Raw genomic sequence first — 24537 nt, 5'->3', positions numbered from 1 at the left:
ACCGGACGTACGTTTTCTCGGTTCCCGGACATGATGTCCGACCGAGGGGCTACGGTATGCACCCACAAGGTGACATGCAGCAACGCCGGGAGAAACCTTGAGCGTTCCGTACGAGACGGCAGCGTACGAACCACCCGAGTCGCCGGAGTCTCCGGAGGAGCACCTCGCGCGACTCCTCGGCCGTGCCCTGAACTCGTTCGAGCTGCCCGACGAGACAATACGGCTGCTCGACTGTGCGCTGGCCCACGACAGCTCGCTGCACTCCGCGCACCACAGCGCGGGGCTGCATCGCGAGACGTACCGGCACACCTGGCTGCTCGCCGACGGTTCGGCGCTCACGCTGTGGGAGCTCGTCCACAACACGGCGCGGGGCCGGGCCGCGCAGCACGAGGTGTACGTCGACGAGGAGGAGCTGCGCGCCGCGACCGGGCGGCTGCCGCTGCCGCCGGACGCGCCGGACTTCGAACTGCCGGTGACGGTGCAGTTGTCGCCGATCCCCACGCCCCGGCACGCGTATGTGCCGGACGACTCGGCGGACCACGCGCGCCGGCTGCTGCGCCGCGCGGAGAACCCGGATCGGCCGGACGCGGCCACGGCCGCGCTGCTGACCACGGCGTGCGCGCACCAGATCACCCAGGCCTTCGGCCGCCCGGGCCGCGCGGGCCGCCCCGGACTCTGCTTCTCGCTCTACGAACACGCCTTCCTGCTCCGCGACGGGCAGGAGGTCTCCCTCTGGGAGGTCGAGCACACGGCGACGCCCGACGGCCGTCACATGTGCGAGGTGTACACCAGCGAGGACGCGGCACGCGCCGCGATGGAACGGCGGGCTGCGCAGGTGCCGTAGGGGTGCGGGTGCCGCGGGGCGGCGCGGGCACCGGAAGCGGCGGGCTCAGGTCCCGCTGGTGTCGAGCGCGAGTGCCGCACGCGGCGGGGCCAAGGGCCGCCGCACGTATGGCGGGCGCCCGACGGGGGCACGGGTTCCGGAGCGCCGAGCACGGTCCCGCTGGTGGCGTGGACAAGTGCCGCATGCTGTGGGCCCAAGAGCCGTACGCGAGGCGAGCGTGGATGTGCCGCGAGCGCGGCAGGCGTCGCAGGACCGGCGAGCGGGCGAGCGCAGGTGCCGCACACGACGAGCCCGGGCCGCACGCACGGCGCGGCACAGAGGGCGGGCGCAGGTGCCCCAGTCGGGGGCCCGAGAGCCGCAGGCACCGCGAGCGCAGGCACCGCGAGCGCAGGTACCGCGAGCGGCCGGGCTGAGCGCCGGTGAAGCCGCCGGGCCCGTCCAACAGGCGCGGCCCTTCAGGCGGCGCGGCCGGTCAGCGGCTGTCGTCGAGTTGGCGTACCAGGCCGGCGAAGGCGTCCAGTTCGGCCGGGGTCAGTTCCACGGCTTCCTGGGCGGGGGCGGTCTGCCGCTGGTGCGGGAGGCCGGGGAGTGTCCCGGGGGTGGCCTCGGGGCGGGTGCGGCGCAGGAGGCGGGCCAGCCCCATCACCCACAGCACGGCCGCCAGGGCGAGGACGACCGGGCCCAGCAGCTGGATGATCGAGACGTTCTCAGGCATACGCTCCAGTAGACAACACGGTCCGGGCCATTGGGCCCGGACCGTGACGTATATCGCAGGTGCCGTGAACAACTCACAGTGCGCCAAAGGGAACAAGCTGGAGGCTCGGCCCGTGGCGGGCTTATGCCGGCACCGGCTGCTTCGCCTCCGTGGTCGTGGCCGCCGAGGGCTCCGAGGATGCGGCGCCCTCCGGGGTCGTCCTGCGCATGCCCTTCAGGACGATGACCAGGCCCGCCGTGACCGCCGTACCGGCCGCGATGGCCAGCAGGTACAGGAACGGCTTGCCGATCAGGAAGGTGACCCAGATGCCGCCGTGCGGGGCGCGCAGGGTCGAGCCGAAGGCCATGGTCAGCGCGCCGGTGACCGCGCCGCCCGCCATGGAGGCGGGGATCACGCGCAGCGGGTCGGCCGCCGCGAACGGGATCGCGCCCTCGGTGATGAAGGAGGCGCCCAGGACCCAGGCGGCCTTGCCGTTCTCGCGCTCGGTGGTGGTGAACAGCTTCTTGCGGATCGTGGTGGCGAGGGCCATGCCGAGCGGCGGGACCATGCCGGCGGCCATCACGGCGGCCATGATCTTCATCGCGGAGTCGCTGGGGGCCTGCACGGCGATACCTGCCGTGGCGAAGGCGTACGCGACCTTGTTGACCGGGCCACCCAGGTCGAAGCACATCATCAGGCCGAGCAGGATGCCGAGCAGGACGGCGTTGCTGCCCGAGAGGCCGCTCAGCCAGTCCGTCATGGCCTTCTGCGCCTCGGCGATGGGCTTTCCGATGACGATCAGCATCAGGAAGCCGACGATCATCGATGAGACCAGTGGAATCACGACCACGGGCATGATGCCGCGCAGCACCGGCGGGATCTTGATCCGCTGAATGCCGAGGACGACGCCACCGGCGATCAGACCGGCGGCCAGGCCCCCGAGGAATCCGGCGTTGATGTTGAAGGCGATCATGCCGCCGACGAAGCCGGGGACGAGACCGGGCCGGTCCGCCATGCCGTACGCGATGTAGCCGGCGAGGACGGGAATCAGGAAGCCGAAGGCCACGCCGCCGATCTGGAACAGCAGCGCGCCCCAGCTGTCGACCTGACCCCAGTCGAAGTGCTCGGTGACCGGCTTGGCCTCGTTGATCTGGTAGCCGCCGATCGCGAATCCGAGAGCGATCAGCAGACCGCCCGCCGCGACGAACGGGACCATGTAACTCACGCCGGACATCAGCCACTTGCGCAGCTTGGTGCCGTAGCCCTCGCCGGGCTCGCCCGCACGCTCGACCGGGGTGCCGGCGCCGGGCCGGGCGGCGGCGGTGACCTCGCCGCGCTCCGCCTTGGCGCGGACCTCGGAGATGAGTTCGGCGGGGCGGTTGATGCCCGCCTTCACGCCGACGTCGACGGTCGGCTTCCCGGCGAACCGGTCCTTCTCCCGTACGGCCACGTCGTGCGCGAAGATCACGCCGTCCGCCGCCGCGATGACCGCCGGGTCGAGCCGGGTGAAGCCGGCCGAGCCCTGGGTCTCGACGACGAGCTCGACGCCCGCGTCGCGGCCCGCGCTCTCCAGCGACTCGGCCGCCATGTAGGTGTGGGCGATGCCGGTCGGGCAGGAGGTGACGGCGACGATCCGGAAGGGGCGGTCAGCGCCGGGAGCGTCGGAGGAGGAGGTACCCGTGGCGTCGTCGGCGGAGGCCGCCACCGACGACGCCACGGAGTCTTGGGAACCTTTGGAGGCTCCGGAGCTTTCGGAGACTCCTGAGCCTTCGGGGCCTTCCGAATCGGCGGTGTCGGCCGCACCCTCCGTCGCGACCGCCTCGGCCGCCTCGGGCTCGTCCCCCCGGATCAGCGCCGCCGCCGACGCCGCATCCCGCGCCGCCCGCAGCGCGTCCGTGAACTCGGGGTTCATCAGCTGCCGGGCCAGCGACGACAGGATCGTCAGGTGGGCGTCGTCCGCGCCTGCCGGAGCGGCGATCAGGAAGATCAGGTCGGCAGGGCCGTCCACAGCTCCGAAGTCGATGCCGGCGGCGCTGCGCCCGAAGGCGAGCGTCGGCTCGGTGACGTGCTCGCTGCGGCAGTGCGGGATGCCGATGCCACCGTCGAGGCCGGTCGGCATCTGTGCCTCACGGGCGGCGACGTCGGCGAGGAAGCCCTCCAGGTCGGTCACCCGGCCCAGGGCCACCATGCGCTCGGCGAGGGCGCGCGCCGCCGCGTCCTTGGTGTCGGCGGACAGGTCGAGATCGACCAGGTCCGCGGTGATCATGTCGCTCATCGCGGGCTCCTTCGCACGCGTATCGCCCGGGGAGTCTCGTGGGCGGTGAAGGGGACGGGAGTGCCGTGGGGGGCGGCGTGAATGCGGTGGGGGGAGGCGGGGACGGGGGAGGCGAGGCCGGGGAGAACCTGCCTCCTCCGGGCGGCAGAGCGGCTCAGGTTGTTGCCCTGCCGTCCGTCGGTGGCCGTGAGTAACGCCGAGCTTTGCCGGTCACGGTCCGGATCGGCAAGAACTGTGACAACCACGACATTCGTCATGACGACGGCTCCTTCAGTACGCGGTCCACCGGCACCTCGGCCGTGACCGTCACCGCGGTCGGGTCCAGATCGGCCGGCGAGGGCATCACGCTGCCGGGCAGCTGCACGGCTGCCGCGCCGTGCGCGACGGCGGAGGCGAGCGCCTCGGGTCCGGCTCCCCCGGCGATCAGAAAGCCGGCGAGGGAGGAGTCGCCGGCGCCGACATTGCTGCGTACGACGTCCACGCGTGCGCTGCCGAACCAGGCGCCCGAGCCGTCCACGAGCAGTTGCCCGTCGGCGCCCAGGCTCGCCAGTACGGCGCCGGCGCCCATCGCGCGCAGTTCCTCGGCGGCCTTCAGCGCGTCGCCCACGGTGGTCAGGGGGCGCCCGACGGCCTCCGAGAGCTCCTCGGCGTTCGGCTTCACCACGTCGGGCCGGGCACGCAGCGCTTCGAGGAGGGCGCGTCCGGAGGTGTCCAGCGCGATCCGGGCGCCGCCCGCGTGTGCCCGGGTGACGACATCGGCGTACCAGGACGGGGCGAGCCCCCGGGGCAGGCTGCCGCAGCAGGCGATCCAGTCGGCGTCGCGCGACTGCTCGCGGACCGTCTCCAGGAGGAGTTCCTGCTCGGCGGCCGACAGCTCGGGGCCGGGCGCGTTGATCTTCGTCAGTACGCCGTCCGACTCAGCGAGCGCGATGTTGGACCGGGTGGCGCCGGCGACCGGTACCGGCGCGACCTCGATGCCCTGCCCGTCGAGCAGGTCGGCGACTAGCGCGCCGGGCGCGCCACCCAGGGGCAGGACCGCGACCGTGCGCTGCCCGGCGGCCGTGACGGCGCGCGAGACGTTCACACCCTTGCCGCCCGGGTCCATGCGCTCGCCGGTGGCGCGTATGACCTCGCCGCGGTCGAGGGCCGGGACCTCGTAGGTGCGGTCCAGGGAGGGGTTCGGGGTGACGGTGAGGATCATGCGCGCACTACTTCCGTGCCGCCGCGCTCGATCGCGGTGGCGTCTTCGGGGCTCAGCCCGCTGTCGGTGATCAGCAGGTCCACATCGCTCAGGTCACCGAAGCGGGCGAAGTGCTCCTGGCCGTGCTTGGAGGAGTCGGCCAGCAGCACCACGCGGCGGGCCGCGGCCACCGCGGCGCGCTTCACGGCGGCCTCGGCGAGATCCGGGGTGGTCAGACCGTGCTCGGCGGAGAAGCCGTTGGCCGCGACGAACAGGACGTCGGCGCGGATCTCGCCGTACGCACGCAGCGCCCAGGCGTCCACGGCGGCGCGCGTACGGTGCCGTACGCGCCCGCCGACCAGGTGCAGTTGGATGCCGGGGTGGTCCGCGAGGCGGGCCGCGATGGGCAGGCTGTGCGTGACGACGGTGAGGGACGCCTCCAGCGGCAGCGCGGCGGCCAGGCGGGCCACCGTCGTACCGGCGTCGAGGATCATCGTGCCCTCGGTCGGCAGCTCGGCGACGGCCGCCTTGGCGACCCGGTCCTTCTCGTCGGCCGCCGTCGACTCGCGCTCGGCGAGATCCGGCTCGAAGTCCAGGCGCCCGGCCGGGATCGCGCCACCGTGCACGCGGCGCAGGAGCCCGGCGCGGTCGAGGGCCTTCAGGTCACGGCGGATCGTCTCCGCCGTGACCTGGAATTCCTCGGCCAGCGACAGGACGTCCACTCGGCCGCCGTCACGGGCGAGGCGGAGGATCTCCTGCTGCCGCTCCGGTGCGTACATGTCCGTTCGCCTCCGAACTGTGCCCGAACTTGTGGTTTCAGCGGGAGGCTACGCCTGGATTTCCGGAAAGTAAACAGGTTCGGGCTCAATCGGGCATGAACGGATATGCCGAGGGGCCCGGCACCGAAGTGCCGGGCCCCTCCCCCGCTCTCGGGATCCTCTCCGAGGTTCCGCCGGCCGGTCCGGCTCTCAGGGCACCAGCACGGGCTCCTTCTCCGGTGCCGGCGACGGCTCCTCCGCCGCTCCCTCGACATGCTGCGCGGGCCGCTTCGGCAGCGCGAACATCAGCAGGAAGATGACGGCCATCACCGCGGCCACCCAGCCCAGCGCGTGCTGGAAGCCGTCCGCGAAGGCCGCGCCCACCGCCGGACCTTGCGCCGTCTCGGCCAGCTGGTCGTCGATGACGCCGAAGAAGACGACGGACACCAGGCCGAGGCCGAGCGCGTTGCCCATCTGCTGCACGGTGTTGATCAGGCCCGACGCCGAACCGGAGTGCTCGCGCGGCACCTCCGACAGGATCGCGTCCGTCAGCGGGGCCACGATCAGGCCCATGCCGACGCCCATGACGATCAGAGGCAGAGCCATCTGCCAGGGCGCGATGGACAGGCCGTAGCGCTCGGACTCCCAGATGTAGAGCAGGACGCCGAGCGCCATCACCAGCGCGCCCGCCTGCAGCACCTTGCGGCCGAAGCGCCCTGCACGGACATGCCCGCCGCCACCGAGACCGCGATCGAGAACGGGATCCCGGTCAGGCCCGCCTTCAGCGGGCTCCAGCCCAGCCCGAACTGCATGTACAGCGTCCAGACCAGGAAGAAGATGCCGAGCGCCACACCGAACACGGTCTGCACCGCGATGCCCGCCGCGAAGCTCTTCACCTTGAACAGCGACAGTTCGACGAGCGGGGAGCCGTCGCGGCCGGCCTTGCGCCTCTCGTACGCCACCAGCACCGCGAGGACGACGAGCGCGCCGGCCATCGACACGTACCCCCACAGCGGCCAGCCCAGCTCACGGCCGCGGGTCAGCGGGTACAGCAGCATCAGCAGGCCGAGCGTGACGAGGGCGACGCCGACCAGGTCCAGCTTCAGGGCCTTCGGCGCCTTGGACTCGGTGATGTAGCGGCTGCCGAGGATCAGGCCCGCGATGCCGACCGGGAGGTTGATGAGGAAGATCGGGCGCCATTCGAGGCCGAACAGATTCCACTCCGTGAGCAGCGCGCCGAGCAGCGGGCCGGTGACCGCGCCGAGTCCCACGACCGCTCCGAACAGGCCGAAGACCTTGCCGCGTTCGTGCGCCGGGAACGTGGCGTGCACGATCGACAGGACCTGCGGGACCATCAGCGCCGCCATCGCGCCCTGCAGGATGCGGGAGGCGACCAGCATCTCCGGGTTCGCCGCGAAGCCGCACAGCGCCGAGGCGATGGTGAAGCCGCCGATGCCGATGAGGAACAGCCGCTTGCGGCCGTGGATGTCACCGAGACGGCCACCCGTGATCAGGCCCGCGGCGAAGGCGAGCGCATAGCCGGCGGTGATCCACTGGATCTGGCTGAAGCTCGCGCCGGCCTCCCGCTGGATCGAGGGGATGGCGATGTTGACGATCGTGACGTCGACGAGGTCCATGAAAGCCGCGGTCATCACGATCGCCAGGGCGAACCATCGGCGGCGGTCGCCTGGGGCGGGCTGAGGTGTGGGTGACGTTTCGGAGGAGGTCATGCATCGAAGATAGGACCGCATTAGGTCGGATCGTGTCCTACTTGTGGGGGATCCTCGGATACATGACGACGGATACTCCGGCACGACTCCTGACTCTTCTCTCCCTTCTTCAGACGCCCCGCGAATGGCCCGGCGGTGAGCTCGCCGGCCGGCTCGGGGTGTCCCGGCGTACGGTGCGGCGGGACATCGACCGGCTGCGGGAGCTGGGATATCCCGTGCAGGCGAGCATGGGCGCCGAGGGCGGCTACCGGCTTGTCGCGGGCAAGGCGATGCCGCCGCTCGTCCTCGACGACGAGGAGGCGGTGGCGATCGCGGTCGGGCTGCGGGCGGGGGCCGGGCACGCGGTCGAGGGGGTGGAGGAGGCGTCCGTGCGGGCGCTGGCGAAGCTGGAGCAGGTGCTGCCGTCGCGGCTGCGGCACCGGGTGTCCACGCTGCAGGCCGCGACCACGCCGCTGACCAGCGGGGACGGGGCGAGTATCGCGCCCGAGACGCTGACGGTGATGGCGGCGAGTGTGGCGGGGCAGGAGCGGTTGCGCTTCGCGTATCGGGCGGGGGACGGGGCGGGGTCGCGGCGGCTGGTCGAGCCGTATCGTCTGGTGTCGACGGGGCGGCGCTGGTACCTCGTCGCGTACGACCTCGACCGTGGGGACTGGCGGACGTTCCGGGTCGACCGGGTGAGCGAGCCGTTCGCCACGGGGGCGCGGTTCGCTCCGCGGGAGTTGCCTACGGGGAGTGCGGCGGAGTACCTGCGGCAGTCGATGTGGCGGCGGCAGGAGTCGTACGAGTTCGTGGTCACGTTCGCGGCGTCCGCCGAGGTGGTGGGGGCTCGGTTGCCGGGGTGGCTGGGGGTGCCCGAGGCGGTGGGGGCGTCGCGGTGCCGGTTGCGCGGGAGCACGAGTGATCCCGTTGACTGGATGGGGGTGCGGTTGGCGATGGTGGGGTGTGAGTTCGTGGTGGAGTGGCCGGGGGAACTGGTGGCTGCTGTACGGGAGTTGGGGGGACGGTTGAGGAGGGCGGGGGCCTCGGCCTCCGGCGGCGAGGCCGGGGATGCCTGCGGCGGCCCGCTCGGGTGAGTGGGGGTTCGCGTAGCGCCTGCGGCCGGTGGGTGGGGCGGGGACGTGCCGGGGGGTGTCCGTCCTCGGTCGGGCGGTGGACCTCTCTCAAGAGGTGCTGTTTCTTGACGCCCGCCGCTGCGGGCGGACACCCCCCGGCACGTCCCCTTTCCGTCGTACGCGGGTGCCGCGCCGACTCACCTCAGCTTTGCGGCTGTACGTCGTCCCATGGGAAGTCCCTCAGCGTCGCCAGGTTGTGCATCGCCAAGGCCGCCGGGCCCTCCGGGCCCTCGGGTGGGGCGTCGCCTGCTGCCCAGGCCTCTACGGCCACTCGTATCGAGGCGGCGGCCACTGCGGCTGCGAAGTGGAGGGAGGGGGAAGGGCGTTCGGCAACGTTGTCGTCGGTGGTGCCGGGGGCCGCCGACCTCGCGGCAAGTACTTCCGCCAGTGTCGTCTCCGACTCGTGGCAGACCTCCGCCCATACCTTTCTGAGCGCGGGGCTTGAGATGGCCAGGCGGACCAGGGTGCGGACCCAGTCCCAGGAGGCTGTTGAGACTGCGGTGCCGGGGGTGAGGGTGTGGAGGGCCGCGTGTTCCAGAGCCCGGGGCAGAGGGAGGTCGGGCGGGGCCTTGCGGACTGCTTCCGACCAGCGGGCGGCGCCGGCCGCGTAGAGGGGGGCCACCGCCTCTTCCTTGGTGGCGAAGTAGCGGTAGAAGGTGCGCGGGGCGATGCCGGCGGCCTGGGCGATGTCCTCGGCGCGGGTGGCCTTCAAGCCGCGTTTCACGAAGAGGCCGGCCGCGGCGCGGGCGATCTCCATGCGGGTTGCCGCCTTGCGTCGCTCCGTGAGGGACGGGGAGGAAGCGGGGGTGGGACTGCTCACATTCGGCAGGCTATGCCCATGTGGCACAATCTGCCATTCGGGTGGGCCACCCCGTGGTTCAGGTACGGGGTGACCCGCCCTTTCCAGGCCTGCCCCGGCGCGAGAAAGAGCCGGGCCCCGGCACCCAGGGGGGTTGGGCGCCGAAGCCCGGCTCGGGGAAAGTCCCGGCGCCGGGGGGAGTGCGTCGGGACTTGGTCGGTGGGACCCGGTGCGTTGCGGGTCAGTGTCCTCGGAGGCTGAACTCCCTTGCCTTGAGGTCTTGTTCCCGGGGTCCTGTCGGTTGAAAGCGGCGTTACGCGCCATGTTTGCGCGGTCTTTCGCCACCCGGCGTACGCGGCCGCACCCTTTGTACGCCCTGTGGTCGTGGCGTTACGCGGCGGCGTCGAAGCCGGTGCTGCGTGCCAGCTTCTTCAACTCCAGCAGGGCGTGCTTCTCGATCTGCCGGATGCGCTCGCGGGTGAGGCCGTGTTCCTTGCCGACCTCGGTCAGGGTCCGCTCGCGGCCGTCCTCGATGCCGTACCGCATCTTGATGATGGACGCCGTGCGCTGGTCGAGGCGGCCGATCAGGTCGTCCAGCTCCTCGCTGCGCAGCAGGGTGAGCACCGACTGCTCCGGGGAGACCGCGGAGGTGTCCTCCAGCAGGTCGCCGAACTGGGTCTCGCCCTCGTCGTCCACCGACATGTTCAGGGAGACCGGGTCGCGGGCCCAGTCCAGGACGTCCACCACGCGGTCCGGGTTGGAACCGAGCTCGGCGGCGATCTCCGCGGGCTCCGGGTCGCGGCCGTGCTCGCGGTTGAACTCGCGCTGCACTCGGCGGATGCGGCCCAGCTCCTCGACCAGGTGGACGGGGAGGCGGATGGTGCGGGACTGGTCGGCTATGGAGCGGGTGATCGCCTGGCGGATCCACCAGGTGGCGTACGTGGAGAACTTGAAGCCCTTGCGGTAGTCGAACTTCTCCACTGCGCGCACCAGGCCGGCGTTGCCCTCCTGGACCAGGTCGAGGAGGGGCAGGCCGCTGCGCGGGTAGCGGCGGGCCACCGCGACGACCAGGCGGAGGTTGGAGCGAATGAAGATGTCCTTGGCCCGCTCTCCGTCGGCGACCAGGGCCTCCAGCTCCTCGCGGGTGGCGTCCGCCCTGGCCTCCTCGTATCCGTCGAGGACCTGCCTTGCGAACACACCCGCCTCGATGATCTGTGACAGCTCGACCTCTTTGGCTGCGTCGAGAAGCGGCGTGCGCGCGATCTCGTCGAGGTACATGCCGACCAGGTCGCGGTCCGCGATCTCGCCGCCATGGGCGCGAACACTGCGTGCCTTGTCGACGGTCTCGCCGGTGGCGGACTGACGACGGGCGACGGCACGGGTTGCCATGCGTGCTCCCTTGCGATGTGGGCGGGCGGGTGATTCGTAAACGCTTGGGACTCTTCTCGAGTGCCCTGCATCCGATGGAAACAACGACTGGAATCAGGACAGAATTCCCAACCCACCCCCATATTTTTCTGATCTTGCAGTACCCTGTCCGGCCACATGAGGAGGCCCGATGCCGTCGGCACGTACAGAGGTGCAGGTCAGACCGGGAGTCGAAGGTGACCTCGAAGCCCTCACCGACATCTACAACCACTATGTACGTGAGACGCCGATCACATTCGATACCGCCGCCTTCACGCCGGAAGAGCGCCGCCCTTGGCTGCTCTCCCACCCTGAAGACGGCCCGCACCGGTTGATGGTTGCCACCCAGGGGGCTCCTGGGGCCGACTCACAGCGGATTCTCGGCTACGCCACATCCAGCGCCTTCCGGCCGAAGCCCGCCTATGAGACCTCCGTCGAGGTGACCGTCTACCTCGCGCCGGACACCGGCCGGCGAGGTGTCGGCACCCTCCTCTACAAGGCCCTCTTCGAGGCCCTGGCCGAGGAGGACGTGCACCGCGCCTACGCCGGTATCGCCCAGCCGAACGAGGCCTCCACCCGGCTGCACGAGCGGTTCGGCTTCCGGTACGTCGGCACGTACCGCGAGGTGGGCCGCAAGTTCGGCCGGTACTGGGACGTCGCCTGGTACGAGAAGGAACTGTGAGGCGGGCCGGAAGGCCGGACCCTCAGCCGAACTGCACCGAGCGCTTCGCCAGCCCCATCCAGAACCCGTCGATCACCGATTTCTGCGTCGCTTCCAGCTCACCGGCCGCGTCCGCCGCGCCCATCGTCACGAACAGCGGGGCGAAGTGCTCGGTGCGCGGATGGGCGTAGCGGCCGGCCGGAGCCTTGTGCAGGAAGTCCAGCAGGGCGTCCCAGTCGCGGTTCTCCAGCGCCCGGCGGCCCCAGTCGTCGAACTCCACCGACCACGTGGGTATTCCGCCCTGCCGCAGGGCGGCCAGGTTGTGGGTGAAGAAGCCGGAGCCGACGATCAGCACGCCCTCGTCGCGCAGCGGCGCCAGTTTGCGGCCGATCTCCATGAGCCGCACCGGGTCGAGGGTCGGCATGGAGATCTGCAGGACGGGGATGTCGGCCGTGGGGTACATCTCGACGAGGGGGACGTAGGCGCCGTGGTCGAGGCCGCGGTCGGGGATGTCCTGCACGGGGATGCCGGGGGCGCGCAGCAGCTTGCGTACGGACTCGGCGAGTTCGGGGGCGCCGGGGGCCGCGTACTCGACCTGGTAGTAGTGCTCGGGGAAGCCCCAGAAGTCGTAGACGAGAGGAACGGTCTCGGTGGCGCCGATGGCGAGCGGGGCCTCCTCCCAGTGGGCGGAGACCATGAGGATCGCCTTCGGGCGGGGCAGGTCGGCGGACCAGGCGGCGAGCTCGGCGGGCCATACCGGGTCGTCCGCGAGGGGCGGGGCGCCGTGGCTGAGGTAGAGGGCGGGCATGCGCTCCTGCGTGGCGGCGGACATGGCGGCGGCTCCCTCCGGGGACTTGAAGCCATGTGCTTCAAATCTAAAGCTTCTCTGCCCAAAAGACGGTACGCCGAGGTAGTTAAAATTTCAAGGAGAGCTCTCGTACAGTGGAGTACATGAATACGGCATCGACCTCCGCGCCACCCTCGCCCGAACCCTCGTCCGCGACGCAGCCGCGCTGGCTCACCGACGAGCAGCAGCGCGTCTGGCGCACCTACCTGGATGCGACCACCCTGCTCGAGGACCACCTGGACCGTCAGCTCCAGCGGGACGCGGGCATGCCGCACATCTACTACGGGCTCCTGGTCAAGCTGGCCGAGTCCGCGCACCGCCGGCTGCGGATGACCGAGCTGGCGATGTACGCGAAGATCACCCGCTCCCGCCTCTCGCACGCCATCGCCCGGCTGGAGAAGAACGGCTGGGTCCGGCGCGAGGACTGCCCCGACGACAAGCGGGGCCAGTTCGCGGTGCTGACCGACGCGGGCCTTCAGGTGCTGCAGCAGACCGCGCCGGGCCATGTGGAGGCCGTGCGACAGGCGATGTTCGACCGGCTGACGCCGGAACAGCAGAAGGCCCTCGGCGAGATCATGCGGATCGTCGCCGAGGGCCTGCAGCCGAGCGAAGCGGGTGCGGACCTGCCCTGGCTCCGCTGAACCGCTCATTCAGGGAGCCGGGGCAGGTCCTGGGGGTCGTACGTACGGAGCGTCCCCATCCCCGTACGTACGCCTGGCCCGAAGGGGTGGGCCGGCGGTTGCCGCCGGCCTCAGTGCGGCGTCAGTGCGCGACGACCGGCACCGGCACCTCGTCCTCGGCGCCGTCCTCGGAGGACGCCACCGTCGTGCCGCCCGGGCGGCCGGCGTTGACGAAGGTCAGGGCGATGACCGCGGCCGCGACCAGGATGCCGACGGCGAACCAGATGGCGCTGGTGTAGCCCTGCACCATGGCCTCCAGCTGGACCAGCTGCTGCTGGGACCGGCTGGTGGCACCGGCGATGTGGTCGGCGACGTACGCCGTGGTCGCCGAGGCGGCGATCGTGTTCAGCAGCGCCGTACCGATCGCGCCGCCCACCTGCTGCGAGGTGTTCACCATCGCGGAGGCGACACCGGCGTCCTGCGGCTTGACGCCCTGCGTGGCCAGCGACATCGCCGGCATGAACGCGGTACCCATACCGAGGCCGAGCAGCAGCATCGCCGGCAGCAGGAGCGCGGCGTACGAGGAGCCGATCTCCAGCTGGGTCAGCAGCAGCATGCCGAGGGCGGCGACCAGGAAGCCGGGGCCCATCAGCAGCCGCGGCGCGACCCGGGTCATCAGCCGGGTGCCGATCTGGGTGGAGCCCGTGATCATGCCCGCGATCATCGGCAGGAAGGCGAAACCGGTCTTGACCGGCGAGTAGCCCTTCACGATCTGCAGGTAGTAGGTCAGGAAGAGGAACAGGCCGAACATCGCGATGATCGCGAGGCCGAGCGAGAGGTAGATGCCGCCGCGGTTGCGTTCGGTGACCACGCGCAGCGGCAGCAGCGGGGCCTTGACCTTGGACTCGACCAGGACGAAGGCCGCCAGCAGCACACCGGAGGCGACGAACATGCCGACCGTCAGGGAGTCGCCCCAGCCGTTGGACTCGGCGCGAGTGAAGCCGTAGACCAGCGCGACCAGACCGAGGGTCGACAGGATCACGCCCGGGATGTCCAGCGTGGAGCGGTTGCGGGCGCCCTTGGGCTCACGGATGACGAACCAGGCACCGGCCGCGGCGAGGATGGCGAAGGGGATGTTCACGAAGAACGTCCAGCGCCAGTCCAGGTACTCGGTGAGGAAACCGCCGAGGATCAGACCCACGGCACCGCCACCACCGGCGATCGCACCGTAGATGCCGAACGCCTTCGCACGCTCCTTGGCGTCCGTGAACATCACGGCGAGCAGCGACAGCGCGGCCGGGGCGAGCAGGGCACCGAAGACACCCTGGAGGGCACGGGCACCGAACATCATGGCCTCGTTGGTGGCGGCGCCACCCAGCGCGGACGCGGCGGCGAAGCCGGCCAGGCCTATGACGAACGCCCGCTTGCGGCCCCAGAGGTCGGCGATCCGGCCGCCGAACAGCAGCAGACCACCGAAGGCGAGGGCGTAGGCCGTGACGACCCACTGCCGGTTGCCGTCCGAGATACCCAGGTCCTGCTGGGCGGAGGGCAGTGCGATGTTCACGATGGTCGCGTCGAGCACGACCATCAGCTGGGCCAGCGCGATGAAGACGAGCGCTTTCCAGCGGTTGGGATCGACGGCACCGAGGGTGCCGCCGGGAGCCTTTACGGCCGTTTCAGACATGGGTCTACCCACTTCGGGACTTCGTGACGGAAAAAGTGAAAGGAAAGGGGACGGCTCGTCGGCTGTGACGGCCGGTGAGAGTTGGTGGCTTTGTGATTCGGTCTATCGGCTGCTGTGGTGCTCTGCTGACTGCCGTTGTGCTCTGAACTGATCGGTCAGGCCTGGCGCAGGTCCTCCATGGTCAGCGGCGTGCCCGGCAGGGTGGAACGGGCCGGGGCCCGCAGTCCGTCCAGGAACAGCTGCAGATGGCGGTGGACATAGCGGTCGGCGATGTCGCAGCCCGTTCCGGCCGGGGGCCGGCTGAGCTGGGCGGCGGCGATCATGAGGTCGCCGACGTCCACGTCGGAGCGGAGCTGGCCGGCCACCTTGGCGCGGTCCATGATCGCCCCGATCAGCTGCTCGACCCGCTCCCGCGAGGCCTCCAGATCCGGATGGTGCTGGTCGAACGTGCTCTGGACCATGGGGCACAGCGCACTGATCCGCTCGTCGGCGGCCGTGTGCACGAAGCGCTCCAGAGCCTCGAAGGCATCCCCGGTCTGAGCGAGCGCCAGCTCGGCCGCCGCGGCCGTACGGTCCATGACGGAGCAGACGACCTCGCGGACCAGCGCGTCGCGGTCGGGGAAGTTGCGGTACACCGTGGCGTTGCCGACGCCGGCCCGGCGGGCGATGTCGTCCAGCGGCACGTCGGGGCCGAACTCGACGAACATCTCCCGGGCGGCGGTGACGATCCGCTCCCGGTTGCGCAGGGCGTCGGCGCGCGGCCGGGTCGCCTTGCGCGGTGCGGGGGTTGCGGTCTGCACGGCGTACTCCTGAGTTCTGCTGGGTGGGCGATCCGGGGAGGCTGTCCCCGTTTCGCTCGGACACATGACTAAACGGGGAGGGGCTCCCCGGTTATTTCCCAAACCCGCCATGAATCTCTTGTGACCTGAGTCACAATCCCTCCCGCCTTCCACGGCCGGGAACCCACGTTCGGTCTCCTCCAACGCGCGCACGCGCAGCCCTCGACACAGGGTGATCGAGAGGGTGCAGTACGCAGTCGGCGGCTGCCATGGACGAGAGGCCCATGCATGCCGAGCCGTCGGATACGTCCCCGCCGTGTGGCCGCCCTTGCCTCCGTGACCGCCCTGACCCTGGCGGTCAGCACCTCGGCAGGCACCGGGCACCTCACGGCGGGGACCTCCACGGCGGCCGGGGCGAGCCCGATCCCACCGGGTCACACCGCGGCCCTCGGCCCCTGCATGATCAGCGGCCGGCCGACGGTCCAGATGTCGGAGGGCGTACCGACACCGCGCGGTTACGCCCGCTCCACCGGAACCGTCCGCGCCCTCACCCTGATGGTCGACTTCCCCGACTCGCCCGGCACGGGCAAGGCGCTAGACCGTTTCGCGGAGTTCTTCCCGCAGACCCAGAAGTGGTTCCGCACCAGTTCCTACGGCCGCCTCGACTACCGCCCCGACACCCCGATATCCCGCTGGCTGCGCATGCCCAAGTCGTTCCGGGCGTACGGCATAGAGCGCGGCGCGCCCTTCGACCCCGGCTACCGGCAGCTGGTCCAGGACCTCGTGGTCGCGGCCGACCCGAAGGTGGACTTCCGGTCCTACGACTTCCTGAACGTCCTGGTGACCCCGAACGCCGGCCCGTCGGCCCTGGACACGGTCCTGTCGGTGACCTTCGCGGGCAACGCCGAGGCCCCGGTCGCCGACGGCGTCTCGGTGACCAACGCCTCCTTCGTCTACTCCCGCCAGGACGACGGCTCCGGCACCTACCACCGCACCGGCTACCGGGTCCTCCCCCACGAGAACGGCCACGTCTTCGGCCTGCCCGACCTGTACACCGCCGAGGGCGGGGGCGCGGTCGGCCACTGGGACATCATGAGCGAGGACTGGGGGGCCAACAACGACCTCCTCGGCTGGCACAAGTGGAAACTGGGCTGGCTGGACTCGGACCAGGTCCGGTGCGCGGCCACCCCCGGCAAGGCCGAGTACGCCCTGACCCCGCTGGCCCGCAGCGGCGGCCCCAAACTGGTGTTCGTCCCCCTCGACCGCCGCAGCGGCTACGCCGTCGAACTGCGCACCCGCGAGGGCAACGACGAGGCCGTGTGCCGCCCCGGCGTCCTGATCTACAAGATCGACGCCGACGTCGACACCGGCATGGGCCCGGTGAAGGTCCTCGACTCCCACGAGGACAGCGGCGGCTGCACCCGCAGCCCGAACGTCCACGCCGAACTCTCGGACGCGACGTTCGTGCCGGGGGAGGAATTCCGGGACGAGAAGCGGGGGGTGCGGGTGGAGGTGGTGGGGGCGGATTTGGCGGGGGGATATCGGGTGCGGGTTTCTCGGGGGTAGCCCGAGTCGCCGCCGTACGCGCGCGTGACGCGCATGAATCGAAGTACGCGCGCGTGACGCGCGCGTAACGCGAATCGAATCGGCTCGAATGGGCTTGGATCGGCTTGGATCGGCTTGGATCAATTCGGATTACGGTTAGGCCTGCCGTGACCGCCGTACCGGAGAGCCGATGCCCGCGAAGACGACCCTGGACGACCGTGCCGTACCGGTGGAGGCGGTCACTCCACTGATCCGCGGTGTCGGGGTGCTGTGGCGCCTGACCGAGGCGGGCGGGACGCTGAGCGCAAGCGGGCTGGAACGGGCGACCGGACTCGCACGCTCCACGGTGGACCGGATCGCGTCCACGCTCGCGCGCATGGGATACGTCCGCCTCGACGGCCGCGACGTGATCCTGACGCCCCGAGTGATGGAACTCGGCAACGCCTACCTGGCCGCCCTCGGCCTGCCCGCCCTCCTCACCTCCCACGCGGACGCGCTCGCGGACGAGTTGGACGAGTCGGTGTCGCTGGCGGTCGCCGACCGTGACGGCATCCGCTTCATCCACCAGGCGACCCGCCGCCGCGCGATGTCCCTCAGCTTCCGCATCGGCGACCTGCTCCCGGCCGAACGCACCGCACCGGGCCCGCTGTTCGCGACGGAGTGGACGGCCGCGGAGTGGCAGACCTGGCGCGAGCGCCGGGCGACGGACCCGGAGGACCGCGGCTTTCCCGCCGTACCGCCGCAACCGCACCCGTCCCCCGACGAGGACTTCGAACGCCGGGCGGCACGGGCGCGGAAGGACGGCTGGGCGCTGGACGACCAGCTGATCGAGCCGGGACTGGTCGCCGTGTCCGTACCGGTGAGGGACCCCCGGGCGGGCGGCCGTATCGCCTGCGTGGCGAACGTCGTCAGCCACACCAGCCGCCACACCGCCGCGGACCTGCGCGACACGCTCCTGTCCCGCCTACGGGCCACGGTCGCGAAGATGGAACACGAACTGCGCGAGGCACCTCAGCCGCAGTCGCAGTCGCAGCGAGGGGCGGCGCCGGCGGGGCTGACGGGGCTGGCAGCCTGGACCGGGGCCTCCAAGCAGGAACTGGGCAGGGAGTTCGTCGAGTCGCTGGCCCGCGGGCTGACCGTACTGACCGCCTTCGGCGAAGGCCGGACCGAACTGACACTGACGGACGTGGCACGAGCGACGGGACTGGCGAGGGCCACGGCGCGCAGAGCCCTCATCACGTACGAGCACCTGGGCCTGGTACGCCAGTCCGGCAACCGCGCCTTCGCCCTGACCCCACGCGTACTGTCCCTGGGCTTCCCACCCCTGTCCCGTACCTCCCTCCCCCGAATCGCGACCCCGCACCTGACCGAACTGGCCACCCGCGTCCACGAGTCGACGTCCCTGGCGGTGCTGACGCCGTCGGGCGACGAGATCCAGTACACGGCCCGCGCCGCCACGGGCCGCGTGATGAGCGTCGACGTCACGGTGGGGACGCGACTGCCGGCGTACGCAACATCGCTGGGCCGGGTCCTGCTGGCGGACCTCCCGCCCGCAGACCGCCACGTGGGCCCCCTCTCCCCCCTCACACCGCACACCACAACCGACCCCGCGACCCTGACGACCACGCTGGACGACGTCCGCAAGCAGGGATACGCCCTGGTCGACGAGGAGTTGGAGGCAGGGCTCCGCTCGGTGGCAGTACCGGTACGGGACCGCACCGGCCGCGTGGTCGCCGCCCTGAACGTGGCGATGCATGCGGCTCGTCGGTCGGTGGAGGAGTGCGTACGGGAGGTGCTGCCGGAGTTGATGGAGACGGCGGGGCGGGTGGAGGCGGATCTTCGGGTGGCGGGGAGGTTTGCTCGGGTGGGGGTGGAGTGAGGGGCGGGGCGTGAGGGGCGGGGCGTGAGGGGCAGGGGGTGAGGGGGTGGGGTCCCGAAGCCGGCGGCCGGCAGCTGGATTTGATGATCGGGCGGCGCCTCAGCTGTCGTACGGCCTGGCGGCCCGGCCCTCCCGCAGGGTCAGCCCCCACCAGGCGAGCTGGTCCAACAGCACGGCGGCGGCCTTGGCGGTGCCGTCCTGGTCGTGCGGGCGCCCCTCGTCGTCGAACTGCTCCCACGCCATGTGGAAGCTGACGGTGTCGCGCAACGTGACGGCATGCAGCTCGGCGAAGACCTGCCGCAACTGCTCCACGGCCCGCTGACCGCCGGCCATACCGCCATACGAAACGAAGCCGACCGGCTTGGCCCGCCACTCCCGGTAGACGTAGTCGATGGCCAGCTTGAGGGACGCGGGGTAGCCGTGGTTGTACTCGGGCGTCACGACAACGAACCCGTCGAGCCCACCGATCCGCTCGGCCAGCGTCGGAGCATCGCCGGTCCCTGCGGCCTGCTCCAGCGTGAGCTTGAGCTCGTCGGCGAGGGCGGGCTCGGACAGATCGATGACATGCGTCTCCATGTCATCACGCCGCCCGATCTCGGACACGAACCACTGGGAGACCTTGTCGGCGAACCGGCCGGGGCGGACGCTGCCGATGAGGACGCCGATCTTGAGTGGGGGCTGGGATGGGTGGTGGGTCCCAGAGGTCTGAGGTACGGGGGTGCGCGGGGTCTGGGGCATGGAGGTGCCTCGATTTCGGTAGCCGGGAGTGACCGCGATCGGCCCTGGATGGGCCCGCGCAAGAAACGTAAAATCTCAAGTTAACTTGAGGTCAAGCGGCCACCCGAGACGCCGCCCGAGAAAGATCGACAAGGCACGCCGCCCATCCCCCACAACCGGGGCGAACCCCGAGGGACGCATCCGCTACGCTGTCAGGGCACCTTCCGCCTTCGTAGCTCAGGGGATAGAGCACCGCTCTCCTAAAGCGGGTGTCGCAGGTTCGAATCCTGCCGGGGGCACAGAGGAACACTTGGTCAAAGGCTCTTCCGTCCGACGGACGGGAGGGCTTTTGCGCTCGTGGCACACGTCGGTGCGCGCGGACGTTGGAGATCTGTCGCGGATGTGCGGTTCTGAGACGCAGGTAGCCGAAGCGCGGCGGAACTATCCCGCGGCCAGGGGCGCAGAATTGAGTTCGCGGATCAACTGCGGGGTGAGCAGTTCGCCGGCGCGGTCGGCGAGGACGGCCATTTCGTAGCCGACCAGGCCGACGTCGCATCCCTCTGCGGCGAGGACGCCGAGACAGCTGCCGTCGCGGATGCGACCGACCATGAGGAAGCCTCCGAGCATTTCGATCATGACGAGCTTCATGCCGTGGAAGCCGTGTGTCGTCGCCGCGTTCTGGGCGAGGCTGGTGATGCCGGAGACGACGGCGGCCAGGTGGTCGGCCCGATCTCGGCCGAGGCTGTCCGAGGCGGCCATGAGCAGGCCGTCGGAGGAGACGGCGACAGCATCGGTGACGCCGTCGGTGGTACGTGCGAACTCCGAGATGAGCCAGCCGAAACTCTGGACGGCGGTGGTCACGATGACACTCCTTGTGTGCTTCGGGCCTCGGCACGGGCGACACCTGCTCGGAAGCCGTTGAGGAGGGTGGAGACAGCGGGCTTGGCGGGCGGGGGTGTGGTGGAGGGGTCCTGTGCGGGGGCGAGCAGCCGGCCGGGAAGGACAAGGAGTGCGGACAGGCCGCCGCCGGTGGTGTCGAAGAGGTGGACTTGCGCGCCTTCACCGAGGCGGTGGGCGAGTCGGCCGACGACGAGGTGACCGAGGAACCGGGTGGGTGCGGCGAGGAAAGCCTCCTCACCGGAGTCGGAGAGGCGGGCGTTGGCGCGTTCCTTGTCGGCTTCGGACATGCCGACGCCGTGGTCGACGACGGCGAAGCTGTACGTGTCGTCCTCATCGTCGTACCAGCCGTGCACCTCGACCGGTTCGGTCGGTGGCGAGAAGATCAACCCGTTCTCGATGAGTTCGGCGAGGAGGTGGGCGACATCGGCGACGGCGTGCCCGCGCACCCGCACCGGCTCCACGGTCGCGATCAGGACCCGACGGTACTGCTCCACCTCGGCAACGGCGGCCTGGACGACCTCCAGGCTGTCGGAAGGTGCTGCCGTGGGCCGCGGCGGATTCTGCCCGGCAAGGACCAGCAGGCTTTCGGCATTGCGCCGCATACGGGTGGCGAGGTGGTCGAGCTCGAAGAGCTCGGCGAGGGCGTCCGGGTCGAGTTCCTGCCGTTCCAGGCGGGTGATGAGGCTGAGCTGACGACGCACGAGGTTCTGGTTGCGGCGGCCGAGATTGGCGAGCGATTCGGTGGTGTTGCGGCGCAGGCCGGCCTGCTGGGCGGCCAGATGGAGGGCGGTGTGTTCCACCTGCTCCAGGGACGCGGCGACCTCCGCGATCTCCGCCGCACCGCCCAGCAGCCGTGAACCTGGGTCCTCCCGCGCGTCCGCCGACGGGAGAAGCTCGACGTGGTCCTGCGGGGACTGCTGGATACGGGCGACGGTTGCGGGCAGCCGGTGCCGCGCCACGTCGTGGGCGGCCTCGGCGAGTGCGCCGAGCGGGCGCGTGAGGGAACGTGAGGCGAAGGCGGCGAGGCCGGCGACGAGGGCGGCCATGAGCGTTCCCGCGACGAGATAGGCGGCGAGGCCCAGCTCGGCGTCGCGGCTGAGCCGGTCGGCCCGGTCCCGTACGTCGTCGCCGACCGACCGCTGGACGGCGTACAGATCGTCGACGAGTACGGTCATCGCGTCCCACCAGGTGCCGGCGTCGGCGCGCAGGGCGGAGCCGTCGGCGGTGCCTTCCGCTTGATTCTCGTAGGCGGTGGCGCGTTCGGCGTCCTCGGTGCCGAAGGAGTTCTCCAGGGCAGCGCGCTGGGGCGTGGTGGCGACCTGCCGGAAGCGGGCGAGGGCGGCGACGCGCGTGGCGCGCACCTCGGTGAAGGCGAGGTACTCGCGGCCGTGGAAGGCACCCTCGGCGAACACGCCGTTGAGGAGCCCGCGTTCGAGAGCTACGGACTCCTTGGCCGCAGCCAGTTCCCGCAACGCCGCCAGGCTGTCGCTCAGTTGACGATCGGCGCGCGTCGCGGTCTCCGCCACCGGGTCGACGGCGTTGAGAGCGTTGACGGCGGTGGTGTAGAAGGCGAGGGTGGCGGTCCGGTCGGCGGTGTCCCTGTTGGCGGCGGTGTCCGTGTCAGCGGCGGCGCGGATGGCGGAGAGGCGCCGTAAGTGCCGCTGGATGACATCCTCTACGGCGCTTTCGGGGCGCATTGCGCGCAACGCCGCGTCAACGCGCTTGCGAGTAGCTGCCAGCGGTGTGCGGAACCTCTCCTCACCGCCCAACAGGCCGTTTGTCAGGCCGCGTTCGCGTTGCAGCTGGTGTACCAGCGCCTGGACCCGCAGGCTGAGGCCGACCTCGGCACGGGTCGTCCGGGCGTCGCCGAGGGCCTCGGCGCGGCCGTACACGGCCAGACCGGCCACCACCAGCAGCAAGCAGATCGGAACCGTGATGACCACCGCCACACGACCTCTGATGCTGCGCCAGCCAGGCATCGGCCGGCGGCCGGGAGCCGCTTGGCCACCGTGGCTGCGCCCCGCACCGCCCCTGCCGAGAATGCCCTTGCCGATTGCGCCGAGCCTGCCGAGCGACGGCCGAGATGGCGTCCACACCCTCATAGTCACGAAGCTAGCGCGGCCGCCGTAGCGGCCGGTTTCCGACCTGTTAGACCCCGTGGGAACTTCAGTTGCGCCGCCCTCACACCGCAGGCCAGGCGAGTGTGACTGCGCAGGACAGGACAGGTGCTCGGCGTCAGAGGCAAGCGGTGTCGGCAGCGCCCTCTGCCCAGCGCATCAGGGCCGTTGGTCGGCCTACCGCATGGCCTGGCGCGATCAGCGGGAGTGTGCGCCGGCTCGCTGTGCATCCACGGCCCGATCGGACGGGACGCCAAGTGCGTACGACGGCCCGTCGATCGACCCCTCCAGGGCGAAGGTCCCGATCGACCCTCCGGGCGTGCGCTTTGTCATGGAAGGTGCCGTCGCGGAGCATCGCGGAGCATCGCGGAGAGTACGTCAGCTCGTCGTCGGAAGGAAAACGACGGGCCCGGCACGATGATCATCACCATCGTCACCGGGCTCGCCGCCCTCGTACGTCACCTCAGTCGCTGAACGACCCGCCCATCAGTGGCAGTTCGGTCAGCCCGGTGGCCGTCGGCCCCTCGCTGGAGCCGCGTAGCAGCACGGGGACGTCCGTCGCGCCGATGCCCAAGTCCGCCTTGCCGTCGCCGGTCACGTCGCGCAGGCGCAGGGCGTAGCCGAAGGACTCATGCGAGTCGGCCGCACCCTGAACCGTCTGCGGGATCCACGAGGACCGCGCACCGCTCAGGCCGCCGGAACCGCCCCGGAACACGTGGACGCCGCCCTGGTCCTCCAGGCCGTTCACGTCCTCGTGCGGCACGCCGACCACCAGGTCCGCATAGCCGTCGCCGTTGGTGTCGCCGGCCGAGACGGAGTAGCCGAAGCTGTCGTTCGCCTCGGGGCTGCCGGAGACGCCGGAGCTGGCCTGGTTGTACGTCATCGAGCCGCTCGGGCCGGAGGACGTACCGCGCCAGACGCTGACGATGCCCTTGCCGTCGTTGTTGTCGGGCAGGCCGACGGCGATGTCGCCGTAGCCGTCCTTGTTGAAGTCGCCGATCGCCGCCGTCCACGGAGCGCTGATGTACGTCTTGGAGGCGCCCGAAGTCAGGCCGCCCGAGGCGCCCTTGAGGAACCAGATCCGCGGAACCGGCTTGTTGTCGATGAACTGCTCGCCGAGTACCACCAGGTCGGTCTTGCCGTCGCCGTTGACCCTGCCGGCGGCGAAGCCGTACGAGTCCCAGCCCTGGCCCTCTTTGTCGATCTTACTGACGCTGCCGGTGGTACCCGACTTGGTGAACGGGCCGCGGTACAGCCAGGCTTCGTGGCCGCCGATGACCGCGAGGTCGGGCGAGCCGTCGCCGTTGAAGTCGCCGGTGGCGAGGTCGCGGCCGAAGTGGCTGCCGGCGCCGGACTTCGGGGTCACGTTGGTCCCGCCCGACAGGCCGGACCGGGAGCCCCAGACGATGGTGACCGAGCCGCGGTACTGCGTGCTGCCGACCGCCTCCGTCGAATTGCCGACGATCAGGTCCGCGTAGCCGTCCTTGTTGAGGTCGGCGCTGCTGATCGACTCGCCGAACATGTCGTCTTCTTCGCCGGAACCGGGGATGCCCGGGCTGTCCTGGTGGACCACCTGGGTGCGGGAGGTGTCGAGGCCGCCGGCCTTGCCGTAGACGACGTTGACGGCGCCGCCCTCCCAGCCGTCGTCGCCGGAAATGCCCTTGTAGTAATGGCTGTACGCGAGGTCCCGGTATCCGTCACCGTTGAAGTCGTCGTAGTGCTTGGCCACCGCTGCGGACGCCGGCGCGCTCAGGGCAAGCGGGGTGAGACTCCCGGTGAGGAGGGCGGCCGCCAGGGCCGCCGCGGTGCGTCTGTGCATGGGGAGTGGAGCTCCTTGGGTCTAGCCGGCCGTGATCATGCCGAGTCGGGGGTCGTCGCCGGTGGAGATGCCGATGCGGATCGGGCCGTACGTCGTCGCGCCGAACGTCCCGGCGGTCATCCGCAGTCGGTGGGTGCCTGTCCGCCTGTGTTCGGCAGGAGTTGTCCCCT

General features: G+C 70.8%; 19 protein-coding genes, 1 tRNA gene and 1 pseudogene. 7 read left to right on the top strand and 14 right to left on the bottom strand.

Annotation, left to right across the window (positions count from 1 at the left end; all coding sequences use genetic code 11):
* The first annotated feature begins 97 nt into the window (after positions 1-97).
* Positions 98-844 (top strand): DUF6227 family protein, encoded by a 747-nt coding sequence (locus OG331_RS28755; protein ID WP_406201395.1) that lies wholly within the window; start codon positions 98-100, stop codon positions 842-844.
* 472 nt (positions 845-1316) lie between these two features.
* Here the strand turns inward: OG331_RS28755 and OG331_RS28750 are convergent, their stop codons facing one another.
* The 5 genes and pseudogenes from OG331_RS28750 to OG331_RS28730 all read right to left on the bottom strand — a co-directional run bounded on the left by OG331_RS28750 (position 1317) and on the right by OG331_RS28730 (position 7481).
* A complete protein-coding gene (locus OG331_RS28750; protein ID WP_383238664.1) occupies positions 1317-1559 on the bottom strand; it encodes a hypothetical protein in 243 nt (80 codons plus the stop codon).
* A gap of 121 nt (positions 1560-1680) precedes the next feature.
* The gene (locus tag OG331_RS28745) at positions 1681-3813 is read right to left on the bottom strand and encodes a fructose-specific PTS transporter subunit EIIC (RefSeq protein WP_406201391.1); all 2133 of its coding nucleotides are present in this window, start codon (positions 3811-3813) and stop codon (positions 1681-1683) included.
* 253 nt (positions 3814-4066) lie between these two features.
* Positions 4067-5014 carry a 1-phosphofructokinase gene (gene pfkB / locus OG331_RS28740; protein ID WP_406201388.1) on the bottom strand — a complete coding sequence of 316 codons (948 nt, stop codon included), beginning with the start codon at positions 5012-5014 and terminating at the stop codon, positions 4067-4069.
* Positions 5011-5772: a DeoR/GlpR family DNA-binding transcription regulator gene (locus tag OG331_RS28735; RefSeq protein WP_328881061.1), complete on the bottom strand. Its 762-nt coding sequence runs from the start codon at positions 5770-5772 to the stop codon at positions 5011-5013. Before OG331_RS28735 ends, pfkB begins: the two co-directional genes overlap by 4 nt.
* 189 nt (positions 5773-5961) lie before the next feature.
* A pseudogene (locus OG331_RS28730) lies at positions 5962-7481 on the bottom strand (MFS transporter).
* 62 nt (positions 7482-7543) lie between these two features.
* On the opposite strand from OG331_RS28730, the gene OG331_RS28725 reads away from it, so the two are divergent.
* Positions 7544-8554, top strand: coding sequence for a helix-turn-helix transcriptional regulator (locus tag OG331_RS28725; protein ID WP_406201385.1), 1011 nt, complete (start codon positions 7544-7546; stop codon positions 8552-8554).
* A gap of 181 nt (positions 8555-8735) precedes the next feature.
* Here the strand turns inward: OG331_RS28725 and OG331_RS28720 are convergent, their stop codons facing one another.
* Together OG331_RS28720 and OG331_RS28715 are read right to left on the bottom strand one after the other, a co-directional pair.
* Complete coding sequence (locus tag OG331_RS28720) at positions 8736-9350, bottom strand: TetR/AcrR family transcriptional regulator (protein WP_406210330.1); 615 nt, start codon at positions 9348-9350, stop codon at positions 8736-8738.
* Between the two features lie 432 nt (positions 9351-9782).
* Complete coding sequence (locus OG331_RS28715; RefSeq protein WP_406201383.1) at positions 9783-10781, bottom strand: RNA polymerase sigma factor RpoD/SigA; 999 nt, start codon at positions 10779-10781, stop codon at positions 9783-9785.
* Between the two features lie 169 nt (positions 10782-10950).
* On the opposite strand from OG331_RS28715, the gene OG331_RS28710 reads away from it, so the two are divergent.
* Positions 10951-11481 carry a GNAT family N-acetyltransferase gene (locus OG331_RS28710; RefSeq protein ID WP_406201380.1) on the top strand — a complete coding sequence of 177 codons (531 nt, stop codon included), beginning with the start codon at positions 10951-10953 and terminating at the stop codon, positions 11479-11481.
* Positions 11482-11503: 22 nt separating this feature from the next.
* Here OG331_RS28710 and OG331_RS28705 read toward each other — a convergent pair whose 3' ends face one another.
* Positions 11504-12292 carry a dioxygenase gene (locus OG331_RS28705; protein WP_406201377.1) on the bottom strand — a complete coding sequence of 263 codons (789 nt, stop codon included), beginning with the start codon at positions 12290-12292 and terminating at the stop codon, positions 11504-11506.
* Positions 12293-12411: 119 nt separating this feature from the next.
* On the opposite strand from OG331_RS28705, the gene OG331_RS28700 reads away from it, so the two are divergent.
* Positions 12412-12948: a MarR family winged helix-turn-helix transcriptional regulator gene (locus tag OG331_RS28700; protein WP_406201374.1), complete on the top strand. Its 537-nt coding sequence runs from the start codon at positions 12412-12414 to the stop codon at positions 12946-12948.
* Positions 12949-13069: 121 nt separating this feature from the next.
* Here the strand turns inward: OG331_RS28700 and OG331_RS28695 are convergent, their stop codons facing one another.
* Entirely contained in the window at positions 13070-14611 is a 1542-nt protein-coding gene (locus OG331_RS28695; protein ID WP_406201372.1) for an MFS transporter, read from the bottom strand.
* Positions 14612-14766: 155 nt separating this feature from the next.
* The gene (locus OG331_RS28690) at positions 14767-15411 is read right to left on the bottom strand and encodes a TetR/AcrR family transcriptional regulator (RefSeq protein ID WP_406201369.1); all 645 of its coding nucleotides are present in this window, start codon (positions 15409-15411) and stop codon (positions 14767-14769) included.
* Between the two features lie 267 nt (positions 15412-15678).
* On the opposite strand from OG331_RS28690, the gene OG331_RS28685 reads away from it, so the two are divergent.
* Positions 15679-16956, top strand: coding sequence for a M6 family metalloprotease domain-containing protein (locus OG331_RS28685; RefSeq protein ID WP_406201366.1), 1278 nt, complete (start codon positions 15679-15681; stop codon positions 16954-16956).
* A 169-nt stretch (positions 16957-17125) separates the two neighbouring features.
* Positions 17126-18814: an IclR family transcriptional regulator C-terminal domain-containing protein gene (locus OG331_RS28680; RefSeq protein ID WP_406201364.1), complete on the top strand. Its 1689-nt coding sequence runs from the start codon at positions 17126-17128 to the stop codon at positions 18812-18814.
* Positions 18815-18913: 99 nt separating this feature from the next.
* On the opposite strand, the gene OG331_RS28675 is transcribed toward OG331_RS28680, so the two are convergent.
* The gene (locus OG331_RS28675; protein ID WP_406201361.1) at positions 18914-19552 is read right to left on the bottom strand and encodes an NADPH-dependent FMN reductase; all 639 of its coding nucleotides are present in this window, start codon (positions 19550-19552) and stop codon (positions 18914-18916) included.
* A 205-nt stretch (positions 19553-19757) separates the two neighbouring features.
* On the opposite strand from OG331_RS28675, the gene OG331_RS28670 reads away from it, so the two are divergent.
* A tRNA-Arg gene (locus OG331_RS28670) sits at positions 19758-19830 on the top strand.
* A 142-nt stretch (positions 19831-19972) separates the two neighbouring features.
* Here OG331_RS28670 and OG331_RS28665 read toward each other — a convergent pair.
* From OG331_RS28665 to OG331_RS28655, 3 genes are all read right to left on the bottom strand, one after another.
* Positions 19973-20392 carry a roadblock/LC7 domain-containing protein gene (locus tag OG331_RS28665; protein WP_406201359.1) on the bottom strand — a complete coding sequence of 140 codons (420 nt, stop codon included), beginning with the start codon at positions 20390-20392 and terminating at the stop codon, positions 19973-19975.
* Positions 20389-22380: a nitrate- and nitrite sensing domain-containing protein gene (locus OG331_RS28660; protein WP_406201356.1), complete on the bottom strand. Its 1992-nt coding sequence runs from the start codon at positions 22378-22380 to the stop codon at positions 20389-20391. The genes OG331_RS28665 and OG331_RS28660 overlap by 4 nt, the downstream gene beginning before the upstream one ends.
* Before the next feature lie 631 nt (positions 22381-23011).
* Positions 23012-24367 carry an FG-GAP and VCBS repeat-containing protein gene (locus OG331_RS28655; protein ID WP_406201354.1) on the bottom strand — a complete coding sequence of 452 codons (1356 nt, stop codon included), beginning with the start codon at positions 24365-24367 and terminating at the stop codon, positions 23012-23014.
* Positions 24368-24537 lie beyond the last annotated feature (170 nt).

Origin of the sequence: Streptomyces sp. NBC_01017, from assembly GCF_045162795.1 — a bacterium.
Lineage (GTDB): Bacteria > Actinomycetota > Actinomycetes > Streptomycetales > Streptomycetaceae > Streptomyces > Streptomyces machairae.
The sequence above is the reverse complement of the archived record's forward strand: the minus strand, read 5'-3'. Positions and strand labels throughout refer to the sequence as shown.

Excerpts from the sequence above, each read along its gene's own strand:
- OG331_RS28750 (WP_383238664.1), bottom strand. The coding sequence starts at position 1,559 with ATGCCTGAGAACGTCTCGATCATCCAGCTGCTGGGCCCGGTCGTCCTC.
- OG331_RS28745 (WP_406201391.1), bottom strand. The coding sequence starts at position 3,813 with ATGAGCGACATGATCACCGCGGACCTGGTCGATCTCGACCTGTCCGCC.
- pfkB (WP_406201388.1), bottom strand. The coding sequence starts at position 5,014 with ATGATCCTCACCGTCACCCCGAACCCCTCCCTGGACCGCACCTACGAG.
- OG331_RS28735 (WP_328881061.1), bottom strand. The coding sequence starts at position 5,772 with ATGTACGCACCGGAGCGGCAGCAGGAGATCCTCCGCCTCGCCCGTGAC.
- OG331_RS28725 (WP_406201385.1), top strand. The coding sequence starts at position 7,544 with ATGACGACGGATACTCCGGCACGACTCCTGACTCTTCTCTCCCTTCTT.
- OG331_RS28720 (WP_406210330.1), bottom strand. The coding sequence starts at position 9,350 with ATGGAGATCGCCCGCGCCGCGGCCGGCCTCTTCGTGAAACGCGGCTTG.
- OG331_RS28715 (WP_406201383.1), bottom strand. The coding sequence starts at position 10,781 with ATGGCAACCCGTGCCGTCGCCCGTCGTCAGTCCGCCACCGGCGAGACC.
- OG331_RS28710 (WP_406201380.1), top strand. The coding sequence starts at position 10,951 with ATGCCGTCGGCACGTACAGAGGTGCAGGTCAGACCGGGAGTCGAAGGT.
- OG331_RS28705 (WP_406201377.1), bottom strand. The coding sequence starts at position 12,292 with ATGTCCGCCGCCACGCAGGAGCGCATGCCCGCCCTCTACCTCAGCCAC.
- OG331_RS28700 (WP_406201374.1), top strand. The coding sequence starts at position 12,412 with ATGAATACGGCATCGACCTCCGCGCCACCCTCGCCCGAACCCTCGTCC.
- OG331_RS28695 (WP_406201372.1), bottom strand. The coding sequence starts at position 14,611 with ATGTCTGAAACGGCCGTAAAGGCTCCCGGCGGCACCCTCGGTGCCGTC.
- OG331_RS28685 (WP_406201366.1), top strand. The coding sequence starts at position 15,679 with ATGCCGAGCCGTCGGATACGTCCCCGCCGTGTGGCCGCCCTTGCCTCC.
- OG331_RS28680 (WP_406201364.1), top strand. The coding sequence starts at position 17,126 with ATGCCCGCGAAGACGACCCTGGACGACCGTGCCGTACCGGTGGAGGCG.
- OG331_RS28675 (WP_406201361.1), bottom strand. The coding sequence starts at position 19,552 with ATGCCCCAGACCCCGCGCACCCCCGTACCTCAGACCTCTGGGACCCAC.
- OG331_RS28655 (WP_406201354.1), bottom strand. The coding sequence starts at position 24,367 with ATGCACAGACGCACCGCGGCGGCCCTGGCGGCCGCCCTCCTCACCGGG.